The 11894-nt window shown below is 44.5% G+C and carries 14 protein-coding genes; 2 read left to right on the plus strand and 12 right to left on the minus strand.

Annotated features, from left to right (window positions below; genetic code table 11):
- Nucleotides 1–82: 82 nt before the first annotated feature.
- The 9 genes from ACUB3H_RS04130 to ACUB3H_RS04170 all read right to left on the minus strand — a co-directional run bounded on the left by ACUB3H_RS04130 (nucleotide 83) and on the right by ACUB3H_RS04170 (nucleotide 6939).
- The gene (locus ACUB3H_RS04130; protein WP_459129393.1) at nucleotides 83–1273 is read right to left on the minus strand and encodes an arginine deiminase; all 1191 of its coding nucleotides are present in this window, start codon (nucleotides 1271–1273) and stop codon (nucleotides 83–85) included.
- Between the two features lie 48 nt (nucleotides 1274–1321).
- Entirely contained in the window at nucleotides 1322–1582 is a 261-nt protein-coding gene (locus ACUB3H_RS04135) for a Veg family protein (RefSeq protein WP_459129394.1), read from the minus strand.
- 53 nt (nucleotides 1583–1635) lie between these two features.
- Nucleotides 1636–2280 (minus strand): TetR/AcrR family transcriptional regulator, encoded by a 645-nt coding sequence (locus tag ACUB3H_RS04140; protein WP_459129395.1) that lies wholly within the window; start codon nucleotides 2278–2280, stop codon nucleotides 1636–1638.
- Between the two features lie 54 nt (nucleotides 2281–2334).
- A complete protein-coding gene (locus ACUB3H_RS04145; protein ID WP_459129396.1) occupies nucleotides 2335–3558 on the minus strand; it encodes an MFS transporter in 1224 nt (407 codons plus the stop codon).
- A gap of 9 nt (nucleotides 3559–3567) precedes the next feature.
- On the minus strand, nucleotides 3568–3987 hold the full coding sequence (locus ACUB3H_RS04150) for an NUDIX hydrolase (protein WP_459129397.1): 420 nt from the start codon (nucleotides 3985–3987) through the stop codon (nucleotides 3568–3570).
- The gene (locus tag ACUB3H_RS04155; RefSeq protein ID WP_459129398.1) at nucleotides 3987–4361 is read right to left on the minus strand and encodes a YybH family protein; all 375 of its coding nucleotides are present in this window, start codon (nucleotides 4359–4361) and stop codon (nucleotides 3987–3989) included. Before ACUB3H_RS04155 ends, ACUB3H_RS04150 begins: the two co-directional genes overlap by 1 nt.
- The gene (gene hisC, locus ACUB3H_RS04160) at nucleotides 4354–5457 is read right to left on the minus strand and encodes a histidinol-phosphate transaminase (RefSeq protein ID WP_459129399.1); all 1104 of its coding nucleotides are present in this window, start codon (nucleotides 5455–5457) and stop codon (nucleotides 4354–4356) included. The genes ACUB3H_RS04155 and hisC overlap by 8 nt, the downstream gene beginning before the upstream one ends.
- A gap of 71 nt (nucleotides 5458–5528) precedes the next feature.
- Nucleotides 5529–6329: an MBL fold metallo-hydrolase gene (locus ACUB3H_RS04165; RefSeq protein WP_459129400.1), complete on the minus strand. Its 801-nt coding sequence runs from the start codon at nucleotides 6327–6329 to the stop codon at nucleotides 5529–5531.
- A 31-nt stretch (nucleotides 6330–6360) separates the two neighbouring features.
- Nucleotides 6361–6939 carry a CHAP domain-containing protein gene (locus ACUB3H_RS04170; RefSeq protein WP_459129401.1) on the minus strand — a complete coding sequence of 193 codons (579 nt, stop codon included), beginning with the start codon at nucleotides 6937–6939 and terminating at the stop codon, nucleotides 6361–6363.
- Nucleotides 6940–7043: 104 nt separating this feature from the next.
- On the opposite strand from ACUB3H_RS04170, the gene ACUB3H_RS04175 reads away from it, so the two are divergent.
- Both ACUB3H_RS04175 and ACUB3H_RS04180 read left to right on the plus strand, forming a co-directional pair.
- A complete protein-coding gene (locus ACUB3H_RS04175) occupies nucleotides 7044–7901 on the plus strand; it encodes a hypothetical protein (protein ID WP_459129402.1) in 858 nt (285 codons plus the stop codon).
- Nucleotide 7902: 1 nt separating this feature from the next.
- Nucleotides 7903–8829, plus strand: a complete 927-nt coding sequence (locus tag ACUB3H_RS04180; protein ID WP_459129403.1) for an ATP-binding protein — start codon at nucleotides 7903–7905, stop codon at nucleotides 8827–8829.
- Here ACUB3H_RS04180 and ACUB3H_RS04185 read toward each other — a convergent pair.
- Genes ACUB3H_RS04185 through dnaB form a run of 3 tightly spaced genes read right to left on the minus strand, consistent with a single transcriptional unit; the run spans nucleotide 8826 to nucleotide 11894 of the window.
- Nucleotides 8826–9809 carry a methylated-DNA--[protein]-cysteine S-methyltransferase gene (locus tag ACUB3H_RS04185; protein WP_459129404.1) on the minus strand — a complete coding sequence of 328 codons (984 nt, stop codon included), beginning with the start codon at nucleotides 9807–9809 and terminating at the stop codon, nucleotides 8826–8828. The genes ACUB3H_RS04180 and ACUB3H_RS04185 overlap by 4 nt on opposite strands.
- A gap of 27 nt (nucleotides 9810–9836) precedes the next feature.
- Entirely contained in the window at nucleotides 9837–10505 is a 669-nt protein-coding gene (locus ACUB3H_RS04190; protein ID WP_459129405.1) for a DUF937 domain-containing protein, read from the minus strand.
- A gap of 57 nt (nucleotides 10506–10562) precedes the next feature.
- Nucleotides 10563–11894 (minus strand): replicative DNA helicase, encoded by a 1332-nt coding sequence (dnaB, locus tag ACUB3H_RS04195; protein WP_459129406.1) that lies wholly within the window; start codon nucleotides 11892–11894, stop codon nucleotides 10563–10565.

The raw sequence follows: 11894 nt of genomic DNA on the forward strand, positions 1-11894 counted from the left end.
ACCTTTTCCACATCTTTATCAACAATTGTTAAGCGTAAAAAAGAAGACTCTATCTAGAGTCTTCTTCTATCTGTTGATATCTTTATTTTTTTAGTGGATCTCTGTTGAGAGCCATGGACATACAACGTGGACCACCACGTCCTCTTGAAAGGTCGGCTGATGGCATCTTTAAGAGTTCAATGCCATGTTGGATGAGAATCTCGTTAGTAACGTAGTTTCTATCGTAAACGACAACCTTACCAGGAGCAATAGCGAGTGTATTGGATCCGTCGTTCCATTGTTCTCTTTCAGCATCGATTCCGAGTCCACCTGCACAGCGGATGAGATCGACCTTATCGAGTTGGAGGTAAGTCTTAAGTGCTGTCTCGAGGTCCATGGAAACTTCTTCGATCTTAAGCTTTCCGTCGACGTATGTGATGTCGTCGATCTTTAATGGGCCTTCTACCTCTGGATGGATTGTAAACTTGTCGTAGTCTACCATCGTAAATACTGTATCTAGGTGCATGAAAGCACGTTTAACAGGAATATGAAGTGCTAGGATGTGTGCGTTTTCTTTTCCTGGAAGAATGCGATTTGCAAGCTCAAGGATACCATCAAAGTCTGTTCTTTGACTTACGCCGATTGCAAGCAGATGATCATTTAGAACAATGATATCTCCACCCTCTAAGCTGTGCTTGCAGTTTCTGTCGTAATATCTTGGAGCATCTTTGAAGTCAGGATGATTGTCAAAGACATATTGACCGAAGATGGTCTCGCGGTTACGAGTTTCCGTTTGCATGTGGTGAATCGTTACACCGTTACCAACGATTGCAAATGGGTCACGTGTAAAGTAGAGGTTTGGCATTGGATCGATGTGTAGGTAGTTCTTAGCTCCCTTAATTTCAGGAACTTCGCTCTCTCTTACACCAGCGATTACTTTGTCGACGAAAGCTCTTCCTTCAAATTGATTGAGGTAATCATAAAGTGTTTGGAAGTTCTTTTCTTCGACTTTGGCCTCTTTAAGGTATTGCTTTAAGAATTGATCTTTAAGCTCCTTTGTGTGAAGTGCTTCGTTTACGAGATCTTCTAGATAGACGACCTCTACGCCTTCTCCACGTAGGATACCTGCAAAGATGTCATGCTCTTGCTTTGCGAGTTCTAGATAGGGAACGTCGTCAAAAAGCAATCTTTCCATCGTAGATGGAGTGATGTTTTCTAGCTCCTTACCAGGCCGATGTAAAAGCACCCGATTGAGCTTTCCGATGTCGGATTGGACATTGAGTATTGGTTTCACTTCTTCCTCCTAGAGTTATACAGTAAAAAAACAGCGTCAGCTGTTCTTTTATGACAGGATGTTGTTTTCAGTCTCGCCTTCAAAGGTCACAATGACAGCCTTTGTTAGGACGTCAGCATAGCTGAAGGAAACATTGCGTGGGGCAGCACCATCGTCCACTTTAACGACAAAGAGACTGGGATATGCTTCGGTGATAACGCCATGCGCAATGCGAACCTTCTTGCGACCACGATTGGTTTGGAGCTGAACACGATTTCCTACTTGTTCTTCCAGTACTTCTTTAATCTGTACTATCTTTGGTCTGTTCATAGCTTTCACCTCTTCTAAATCAGTATACCACAAGAAACTGAAATGGGCAAAAGTTACTGCACCCCTCCATAACGGTAGATGGCATCGAGGCAAAGCTGTCTTAGGTCGCTGTCTTCATCGATCGAATGGAAAAAGAGTCTGAGCTTGGCTTTTAAGAAGTCGGAGGTCTGCATGGCCTGATAACTCGTAATGAGGATGTCTATAAAGAGCGAATACCCTTCAATGTTGATGTCACTTCGAATTTCCCCCTTATCGATCGCCGTCTGAACCATGCGTTTAATGAAGGGGAACCACTCGCCTTCTGTAATGATGACAAGCTCTTCTGCAAGGCCAGGATTCGATTCTGTTCGAAGGCTGTTGTATATCTGAATGAGAGAAGGGTTATTGACGATGTTATCAAAGGCAATCGAAAAAGAAGCCTCTAATTTTTCCTTAAAGGGCATCTCATCTGGAAGAGCCTTTTCTAACCGCTCTCCCATCCCTACAAAGGTGGCTTTAAAGAGAGCACAGAACAGGTCTTCTTTACTTGTACAATAGTTGTAAAGACTTCCTATGCTCGTCTGCGTGGCCTTGGCAATATCTGTCATGCTCGTCGCATAAAAGCCTTTTTTCGCAAAGGCATCAATAGCTCTATCGATAATGAGTTCTTGTTTTTTTTCAGGTAATGCGTAAAAACGCGGCGTGAAGTATTCTTTCATGGGATCTCTCGCTACTATGACTAGATTTACCTCATTTTATAAGTTTAAGTTATTCTAGTCAAGCGAATCAAAGTTCGGTAACTTTAGACTCAAAAGGTAACCCAAAATAAAGAGGGGTAGGATTCCAAAGATGGAGATTCTAGCAGACCCTGTGAGGTCTGTCACAGCGCTCATAATGAAGGGTCCCATGATGGCTGCAAATTTACCAAAGATGTTATAAAAACCAAAGAACTCATTGGATCGTTCCTTAGGGATGATCTTTGCAAAGTAGCTTCTCGATAGCGCTTGGATACCGCCTTGAGCCGAAGCGACTAAGAAGCCTAAGACGAAGATATCTACGATCGATTTCATGAAGTAAGCGTAGACGACGGCGATGATGTAGGTTACTATACCGATTCGTATCATCTTTAATGTGCCTAGCTTTTTCGCTAACTTTCCGTAGAGGATCGCAAAAGGAAAGGCGATGATCTGAATGACGAGTAAGAAGATCAAAAGAAGCATCATGTCGAGGCCTTTTCCGAGCGCACTTTCTGCATAGGGAACGACCATTTTTATGATGGTTCCAACGCCATCGATGTAGAGGAAGTAGCTCGCTAAAAAGAGCGTGATGACAGGGTAAGCTTGAATCTGCTTCATGGTGTCAAAGAGCTGCTTAAAGCTCGAACGAATGACGTTTTTCGTGTTTTCTACGTAGTAGATTTGTTTGACGTTTTTTAAGAGTGGAATCGTAAAGAGTCCCCACCAAAGGGCGGTAATCATAAAGCTAATCTGATAACCGATGGGCTTACTCATACCTAAGAGGTAGATGACGGCAAGGGAGATGCCAAAGGGAATGATGGATGCGATGTAGCCGTAGCCAAAGCCTTTGGAACTGACGTCATCCATTCGTTCATCGGTCGTGACGTCGATTAAGAAGGCATCGTAGAAGATGAGGCTACCCGAAAATCCTACGTTCGTTAGAACGAAGAGGATCGTAATGAGGTTTACCATCTCCATAGGAGCGATACCTAAAGCTGCGGTTGTGATGATTCCTAATAAGAAAAAAAAGGAAAAGAAGCGTTTCTTTTTACCTTTATGATCTGCAAGGGTGCCTAAAATAGGTGCAATGAGTGCAATGATAATACCGGCTACGCTATTGACGTAGCCTAGATCCATGGAGCTTCCTCCCGTTTTTAACATACCATAAAAGACGGGAAAGAGTGCAGTCGTGATGGCCATCGAGTAAGCACTATTTCCACAGTCATAGAGGATCCAGCTGCGTTCGGTCTTTTTGTCCATTTCTTCTCCTTATCGCATGAGCTTCACGAGTGCCTCTTTGCCTTCTTCTGAGCAAAAGACACCAATTTCCATGTATTTTAAGAGTAGTTCGAGATCGGCTAAAATGAGCGCACGGTTTCCAACGAGCTTAGCATTCCTTGCAAGGAACAAGTGAATGCACTCGACGTTTGAAACCTTTGGATAGAGTTTTCCAAAGGGCTTAAGTGATTCGCATTCGAGTGCATAGTCATGTAATATTCTTAAGGCTGTTTGTGTTGGTGTTTCTGTAGGTCCAACGTTTTCTATGGGAAATTCGACACAGAGCTTTTCTCTCGCGATAAAGGAGTTCAAGAAAAACTCTTCTCGTTCACTCATGGCAATCACAAGAACCGATTCACGTGGCTTTAGAAGCGTCGTTTCCTCGATCGATATGCGAAGCGTCGTATACATTAGTCGTCAATGCTTACGTTTCGAAGTAAGCACACTTCGCCGTTATCGCATTGTTTCCAGATGTAGACGTAGGTACCCGTATAAAAGGGTTCCTCATTTTGATCGGAATAGCTATAGGAGAAGAATCCGCTTTCATAAGCGATATCTCCTTGATCCCAGAGGTCCTTTTTGGTGAGTTTGAACGTCAAGGGGCCTAGAAGGTCCATAAAGCTTCGAATTTGATTCTCGATGTTTTCAGGTCCTTGAATGACAAGTCCACCTTCCATGAGAATTTGTCCCTCTTGGCCGTAGACCATGCTGTAGAGCGTGCTATCGCTCTGAGCCATGGCCTCGATCATCGTTTGTTTTACGTGATTAATCTTTCCTTCATCCATTGATCGTCTTCTCCAATGCGTCAATACACGTCTGGGTATCCTCGGGTGTACCTTCGCTGATGCGAAGCCACTCATCATCTCCCCATAAGAATCCCGGTCTTACAATGACGCCTTCCTTTTGTAGCTCTACAAAGAGCTTTCGAGTATCTGTCTTTACATTGACCCAAATGAAGTTACCGCCTGGTTTAACGTAAGTGAGTCCTTTTTTATCAAAGTAGTCCATAAAGGCATGCATTGACTTCTTGTTTAATTCAACGCTCTTTCTAATGTGCTCTTCGTCATCGACACTGGCAAGAGCAGCAGCCTGTGCTAGTCTATTTACGCTAAATACACCTGCGCTTTTCGAGATGTTTTTTAGCATGTTTTCGTTACTCATGATGTAGCCTACGCGCGTTCCTGCGATGCCCATGACCTTAGCAAAGGTTCTTAGAACAATCGTATTGGGGCGTCTCTTTAGAATATCGAGACCATTGGGATAGTCGAGTCCGCTTTGAACGGCAAAGTCGTAGTAAGCTTCATCTAAAAGGAGAACGACATCCTCGGGAAGCTTATCGACAAAGTCGTTTAGTGCTTTCGTCTCAAGGATCGTTCCTGTAGGGTTATTCGGATTACATATGTAGACAATTTTCGTCTTTTCGTTGACTTTAGCGAGCATTCCTTCGAGATCGTACTGGAAGCTTCCTTTTAGGAGCGGTACGTTATGGAAGACGCCTCCCATGTGCGTTACACTGATCTCGTAGAGTGAGAAAGATGGAGATGCTCCGATGGCTTCATCACCCTTATCGATAATACTCATCGCGATGAGTTGGATGAGGCTTTCACCACCATTACCTACCATGATCTCTTCTGGCTTTAATCCATGCTTCTTCGCTAGTCTTTCACGAAGTGCTCTAACAGAAGGATCGGGATAGATGTTTACCATGCCAGCCATTTCCTTAATCGCCTCTACAGCTTTGGGAGAGGGTCCTAAGGGGTTTTCATTACTAGCAAGCTTTACGACCTTCGTGAGGTTAAACTCACGCATAACATCTTCGATGGGTTTTCCTGGAACGTAGGCCTGAAGGTTTTCAAGCTCTGGACGGAATATGTTTTTCATTTTAATCTCCTCGCGATTGATATCAATATTGTAGCACAGCCCCATGAAAAGAGAGTACATATCTCTTTTTTTTAACTGATGCGGTAGAGCTCGGTCACCTGATTTCTCGTAGCAACGTGGACGATGAGATCCTCATCGACTTCGATGCCTTCTTTTCGAAGAAGTCCGGTGACACTCATGAGGGCGAGCTCGGGGTAGTTGTTGTGCTCACTCAAGTGAGCCAAAAGAACAACTTTTAGATTTCCTGCTTCTTTAAATAGTCTAGCGATTAAAAGGGCTGCATTTTTATTCGAAAGATGTCCACGCTCTCCTAAGATACGCTGCTTTAAGACGTAAGGATAGGGCCCCACCTCTACGAGTGCTTCATCGTGATTACTCTCAAGCACTAAAAATTCTGCTTCTTTAAGCGTCTCAACGAGCTTCTCTGAGACGTAACCGATATCGGTTGCGATCGATAGGACGCGGTTAATGGAGTAAAAGGTGAATCCAAGCGTCATTCTGGCGTCGTGACTCACTTCAAAAGGCTTAATAACGACCCCTTCGTACTCGATAGGCTTATCAGGCTCGATCAAGATGATTCGGTCGCTGTCGATGGTTTCCAAATCGTCTTTTAAGTAGTCGTAGATCGATTCGTGTAAGAAGAGAAAAAAGGAGTGCTTTTTTAGAAGCACCTTTAGCCCCTTAATGTGATCGGAGTGCTCGTGGGTAATAAAGACTCCCTCGATGTCTTCCATCCTCTCTCCGATGTCTAAGAGACTATTTGTGATGTAGCGTGCACTCATGCCGACATCGACGAGAAAGGCGTGGCCATTAACTTTTAAAAAGTGGCAGTTGCCACTCGAACCGCTAGCTAAGGAACAGTAATCTATCATAGATCCATTATAACAAAAAAAGAGAAGATTATTATTCTTCTCCTAGGATTATGTAGTTTGGATTGAGTCGTTCCAATACAAAGCCTTTTAGATAGATAGGTCTCGGTCTGAGGTACCCAATGGGTCTCACGCTGTTGTATTTTAAGAAGTAATCGGGTGCATAGTAGCACTTTTCTTCAACAGGTGTTCTACCTGAACCGAAGCTATTTTGACTAAAGACGTAAAAGGCATCGTCTGTGACACCTTTAATGACTGCAATGTGACCACTTCCTCCACCCCATACGACAATGTCACCGAGCTCTGGCTTTAAGCCAAGTTCAAAAGGAATCTTTTCAAAGTAGATCTCGCTTGCATTATAGTAAAGGGAACTCGCATCTCCGAAGCCTAAGGTCTCACGGTGATCAGAGTAGAAGATGGCGTCTACATAGTGATGGACAAGGTCTGTGCACTGTGCTCCGTACGCTCCATCGATGTCGACCAATTCTTTATCTAGTCTTTGGGTTTTGGTCTCGTAGAGCCATTCGTTTTGACTCGCTTCTAAAGCAAAGCCCATAGAAGGGATGGTTAGAAAAAACAAAACGAGGAGCATCAGAATGATTCGTTTGGTCATAAATCCTCCTCGGCCGAGTATAACACAAAAGGGAGAAGAAAATAAAACGATTCTGTAACAAAAATTAGCTCGCTCTTCGTTATAATGAGTAGAGGAGAACGAGTGTGATTAAAAAAACGCCTGAGATCTTCGATCTCAATACCACGACAATTGAAAATATCTTTTTAGACGACTTCATGCTCTACGCGCCTGAAAAGGCCTTAAAGCTTTACCTCATGGTCGTCCGCCTCTTATCGAAGTACCAGGAAATTGAACTAAAAGAGCTAAAAGAGCTCTTAAAGTTCAGTCAAGAGGAGCTTGAAGAAGCACTCTCCTACTGGGAAGAGCAAGGACTTCTTAAAAGACAAAGAGTCGGTATGACTGATGAGATTCGCTTTATTAGCGTAAGAAGCCTCTACATAGAAAGTAACTTCGACCGAAAACGAACAGAGCTATCGATCGACTACAACCCTTACTTTCAGCGCCTCTTCGATGCAGTTAATCATGTCATCGCCGTCCCTTTAACGGAACTCGAGCGTCAAAATTTAGCTGACTTTTTAAAGGATAAGACGGTCGAAGAAGACGTCGTCTGTAAAGCCTACGATCAGTCGAGACGTGCTTCAAGAAGGACAGTGCGTGTCATCGAGAAGCTTCGCTACTGGTTAGAAAATGGGGCTTCTACGTTAAATGACGTACTCCTACTTGAAGAGCGATTAAACTTAAGACAGCTCTACTATAAGCGCGTACTCGAGGCCCTAGGAAGAGGCTACGAGAGCCCCACAGCGGGAGATAAAGAGTGTATCGACCGCTGGCTCGATGAGTTTGAACTCGGTATCGATGAGATTATCGATAAGATTACGACCATAACGATGAGAAAATCGAAACCCACGATGGTTTATCTCGATGCGGCTTTTAGAAATAGTCAAAAGGAACAAGCTGAAAAACCCGAAGAAGACGATCTAAAGAAGATGTTTAGGAATTAAGATGCGAGAGAGGATTCGAAAGGAGCTCGTAGAGCGCTTCGAAAGAAAGCGCACAGAGCGAAAGGAAGAAGCGCTAAAAAGGCGCTACGAACTTTATACGTTAGATAAACGCTTTCAAGAGATCGATGACGCCATTAGAGATTCGAGTGAAAGCTTCTTTTTAGCGAGCCAAGATGAGCCCAAAGAAAGTCTCGAAGAGGCTTTAAATGAGCTTCTAGAGAGAAAGGGCGAAGAGCGAAAGAAGCTTCTAAAGATCCATGGACTTCCAGAGGATTACTTAGACATTCACTATGACTGCACGCTCTGTAACGACACCGGAACAAAAGACGGAAAAGACTGTCTGTGCTTTAAAAGAGAGCTCTCAAAAGAGCTCTATCGTTCGGAAGACTTAACGGGCGGAAGAGGTCCCAACTTAGAAGAGTGGACGGCCGATATCTTTAGAGATCCCACTCAGCGTCAGGAGACTCTTAGTATCTATACGTATACGAAGCGCTATTTTGAGCGCTTTCAAGAAGAGCCCGGTAAAAGTATGATCTTCTACGGGCCCTCTGGTTTAGGAAAGACATATTTATTAAATGCACTGGCTAAGAGCCTTTCGGAAAAAGGCTACTATGTCATCTATCAAAGTGCTCCGGAGCTCTTTAAGGTCGACTTTAAGATGCTTCCGAGCTACCGAGATGAGCTCTTAAGTGCCGATCTCATCGTGATCGATGACCTCGGTAAGGAGTATTTATCAGAACACTTTGAGTCGGAGTTCTTCCAGCTCATAAATTCCCTTACGAGGATGCAAAAGAGCTTTGTCATAAGTACAAATCTCACGTTAGATAATCTTCGTAAGCGCTACGGAGACGCCATTTTCCAGCGATTTGCCATGGTTTCGTCGGTTCATGAATTTGCTGGAAAAGAAGTTCGAAGCGCCGGTCTCTAGCCCCAAAGGTAGAGTGAAAGCGTCGTATTGTAGGGAGAAAAGCGCATTCTTAAATCTTGCGGGTCTTCTCCGGGAAAGAATCGCTCCAGTCCCTTTTTAATGCCGAGGTCTAAAAGACTTAAGACATCGCCTCGGTCAAAGTAGAAGATGAGCATCATTTCTGCACTCCATCTTCCGATGCCTTTCAATTGTGTAAGCTCATTTATAATCTCTTCATCCGTTGACATGATGAGATTTTTTTCGTCCAAATGGGCTTCTGCGATTCCTTTGATGTAATCAATTTTTCTTTGAGAACAGCCGATTCCTGTAAGATCAGCATTCAAAAAGTCTTCTTCCTTCAGTAATCCTCTCTCTTCGATGCGCTTCATGATGGTATCTTTGGCTTTTCCTGAAATCTGCTGGCCGACGATCGTCTCTAAGAGAGCCTGAAAGAGGGTCGTCGGACGCACTCTCAAAGGTTTTTCCTTTGAGAGGAGCTTTTTTAGTCTGGAATCCTTTCTTTCTAGCATCGAAAGGTCGTGATCTAAAATGGTCACGACGTCACTTCTCTTTTCTAAGCGTATTAGAAAGTGCTTCTTATCGAGCCCTCCTGTGTAGCCTCCAAAGCCGTTTTTAGCGACGACACGATGGCAGGGAATGAAGATAGGAAGCTTGTTCTTTCCGTTCGCTTGACCGGCTGCACGGCATCCTCTAGGAGACCCTGCACGCGTTGCTAGCTCTTCATAGCTAATCGTCTCACCGAAGGGAATGTTTAGAAGTTCTTCGTAGACTCTTTTTTCAAAGGCGGTGCCTTGAATCTTTAGCGGCAAATCGAAGTCTTTTCTCTCTCCTGAAAAGTACTCCGAAAGCTGTTTTTTCGCTTCAAAGAGGACTTCTGAAGGGTCGTTTTCATCTTCTTTATATCTTAGTTCTGTAATGAGCCCTGACTCTTCGTAGATGGTGAGTGGGCCTAGGGGGGAATGAATCGTAAGCTTATGCATAGAAAAAAGAGGGGTGTTTCTCCCCTCTTACTGTCCTAACATTTTTCCAAGGAGATCGCCTAGACCACCTTTACCGCCGAGGCTATCTAAGAGTCCGCCACCGTCAGTGTCTTCATGGTCCTGATTTCCTGTGAGGATGTCTTTAAAGAGATCACCGAGTCCTCCGCCCATAGGTGAGCTTTGAGGCTTACTTCCTCCACCGAGCATGTCCTTAATGGACTCTGTGATGTTCGGTAGACCTGCTTCACGTTGAACCTTGGAGAGTTCTTCTGTGACTGCATCTTGAATTCTCGAAGGTGAACGGTCGGTCTTCGTCTTATTGGCGAGCATCTCCATGATAACAGGCATGAGTTTTGCGATGACGCCCTCTGCATCCTCTGTGGATACGTTAGCGTTCTTAGCAATTTCCTCTACGATGCCAGATTTATCTCTACCGAAGATGTGTCCAAGAATCTTAGAACCATCTTGTTCGTCTGCCGTTTCAATTTTATTAAAGATGTCGTTATCGAGTTGGTCCTTGGTGTGCTTTTGAAGGGCGTCGCCAAGAGCTTCTGCCTTTTTCTTACTTTGTGAGTTTCTGAGTAGTGCAAGTAGGATCATCGGTAGTGCCATCTTTACGATGGTTCCTGTGCCAGAATTTCCTTTCGGGGATTGGTTTCCTCCGAGCATTGCCTTTACAATATCTAAAATATCCATGTGTACTCCTTTATACGTGATACTTATACATACCCAATGGAACGAAAAAAACAAGCGTTAGTCACGCTTGTTTTCGTAGAGTAGGTTATCAAAGGTCGTTGTTTCACCGAGCCAGGCGAGTTTAACCTTACCCGTTTCACCGTTTCTTTGCTTCGCTATAATGACTTCAGCGACGCCTTTTTCTTCACTTTCTGGATTGTAGTATTCGTCGCGGTAGAGAAGCATGACGAGGTCTGCGTCCTGCTCGATAGCACCTGATTCACGCAGGTCACTAAGCATCGGGCGCTTGTCGGTACGTTGCTCCGGTCCACGAGAAAGTTGAGAGCAGGCGACGACGGGACAGCCCATCTCGCGCGCAATCATCTTTAAGCCACGCGATATCGAGGAGATCTCGACTTGACGGTTTTCTCCCCCACCGCCGTCCATAAGCTGCAGATAGTCGATTAAGACGAGGTCTAAGGCACCGTTTTCCATGCGGTAGCGACGGAGCTTACTTCGTAGGGCTTGAACGGTTATCGCTGGGGTGTCATCGATCGAGAGGTTAAAGTTTCCGATCACCTTATAGGCGAGTGCAAGCTTCTTCCAGTCTTCATCGAAGAGCTTAAAGTTCATGATGTTCTGTAGGGGAATGCGCGTTTCGGTCGCTAACATACGGTAGATGAGACTCGTACGGTCCATTTCTAAGCTAAAGACGCAGACGTGCTTTCCACGTTGTGCGACCTTTTGAGCGATGTTCATCATGAGCACGCTCTTACCCATCGATGGTCTTCCAGCGATCAGTACGAGGTCGCTCTTTTGAAGGCCATGGGTCTTTTTATCGAGATCGATAAAGCCTGTAGAAAGTCCTCGAATAGCATCGGGATTCTTGGCATTTTCGGCAATTTGATTCTGAACGAAGACGAGGTCCTTTTTAACAGAACGTAGACCCTCTTGGTCGCGTCTTTCACTAATGTCAAAGATGAGCTCTTCTGCAAGCTCTAGGACGTTATCGTTTCCTTCAGAAAAGTAAGCCGTTTCTTTAATCGAATCACAAGCTGAAATGAGTCTTCTTCGGACCGACTTTTCTCGAATGATTCGAGCATATTCCTGGGCATTATAAGTGAGAGATCCTGCTACGAGGAGCTCTTCTAGGTACTCTTGTCCACCGATCGCCTGAAGCTTACCGATGTCCTTTAAGCTATCGGCTAAGACGATGGCATCGATGGTCTCCGTACCTACGGTGAGCTTTTCAATCTGCTCGTAGATGATCTGATGGCTTTCTTTAAAAAAGTCTGATGGCTTCAGTGAACCGATGACATTGGCGATCGCTTCTTTACTTAAAATCATCGCCCCTAAGAGGCTCTGTTCGGCATCGATGTTATAAGGGAGTACCTTGGGCTGAACGGCCAT

The organism is Guggenheimella bovis (genome assembly GCF_054492335.1).

Bases quoted from the DNA above. Each gene is read 5' to 3' on its own strand.
- ACUB3H_RS04135 (WP_459129394.1), bottom strand. From the start codon at position 1,582: ATGAACAGACCAAAGATAGTACAGATTAAAGAAGTACTGGAAGAACAA.
- ACUB3H_RS04140 (WP_459129395.1), bottom strand. From the start codon at position 2,280: ATGAAAGAATACTTCACGCCGCGTTTTTACGCATTACCTGAAAAAAAA.
- ACUB3H_RS04145 (WP_459129396.1), bottom strand. From the start codon at position 3,558: ATGGACAAAAAGACCGAACGCAGCTGGATCCTCTATGACTGTGGAAAT.
- ACUB3H_RS04150 (WP_459129397.1), bottom strand. From the start codon at position 3,987: ATGTATACGACGCTTCGCATATCGATCGAGGAAACGACGCTTCTAAAG.
- ACUB3H_RS04155 (WP_459129398.1), bottom strand. From the start codon at position 4,361: ATGGATGAAGGAAAGATTAATCACGTAAAACAAACGATGATCGAGGCC.
- hisC (WP_459129399.1), bottom strand. From the start codon at position 5,457: ATGAAAAACATATTCCGTCCAGAGCTTGAAAACCTTCAGGCCTACGTT.
- ACUB3H_RS04165 (WP_459129400.1), bottom strand. From the start codon at position 6,329: ATGATAGATTACTGTTCCTTAGCTAGCGGTTCGAGTGGCAACTGCCAC.
- ACUB3H_RS04170 (WP_459129401.1), bottom strand. From the start codon at position 6,939: ATGACCAAACGAATCATTCTGATGCTCCTCGTTTTGTTTTTTCTAACC.
- ACUB3H_RS04180 (WP_459129403.1), top strand. From the start codon at position 7,903: ATGCGAGAGAGGATTCGAAAGGAGCTCGTAGAGCGCTTCGAAAGAAAG.
- ACUB3H_RS04185 (WP_459129404.1), bottom strand. From the start codon at position 9,809: ATGCATAAGCTTACGATTCATTCCCCCCTAGGCCCACTCACCATCTAC.
- ACUB3H_RS04190 (WP_459129405.1), bottom strand. From the start codon at position 10,505: ATGGATATTTTAGATATTGTAAAGGCAATGCTCGGAGGAAACCAATCC.
- dnaB (WP_459129406.1), bottom strand. From the start codon at position 11,894: ATGGCCGTTCAGCCCAAGGTACTCCCTTATAACATCGATGCCGAACAG.